The organism is Methylobacterium sp. AC832, from assembly GCF_979256025.1.
In genome coordinates this window covers 1-591 of record NZ_CEEDMV010000028.1, presented here as the reverse complement: position 1 = coordinate 591, position 591 = coordinate 1, and the positions used below count along the sequence as shown (strand labels likewise).

Here is a 591-nt window from a genome sequence, read left to right as displayed (position 1 = left end):
GTCGCCGACCTGACGCTGGACCGCTCGATGCTTCAGGATGTCCTGAAGGATCAGTGGTGAGGCCCGCCGCTCGCCGCAAGGTCGCCTGCCACCTCCAGGTGGTCTACGGCATCAGCGAGCGTCGGGCCTGTCTGGCCACCGGCCTCGGTCGTTCGTCCCAGCGCTATAGGACAGCGCTCGAACCCGCAGGTCGCGCTGCGCATGCGGCTGAAGGAGTTGGCCGCCGTGCAGGTGCGCTACGGCTATCGGCGTCTATAGATCCTGCTGCGACGGGAGGGCTGGAAGGTGAACCACAAGCGCACTTACCGGATCTACCGCGACGAGGGACTGTCGATCAGGTCCAAGCTGCCCAAGCGCAAGCGGGCCTGGCACTACCGCCAGGGGCGACCGACGATTGGCGGCCACAACGAGGTCTGGGCGATGGACTTCGTATCCGACCGCATCTTCGACGGGCGTCCGTTCCGGATCCTGACGGTCGTCGGTTGCCACACGCGAGAGGCGCTCTCACTCACGCCGAGAGCCAACTTCCGCGCCTTCCAAGTGACCGAGGCTCTCGATGCCTTGGTCCGGCTGAGGGGGCGGCCCAAGAGC

General features: G+C 66.5%; 1 pseudogene. It reads left to right on the top strand.

Going from position 1 to position 591, the window contains the following annotated elements:
- Positions 1-591 (top strand): annotated as a pseudogene (locus AC0IXR_RS24985) (IS3 family transposase); the annotation flags it as partial.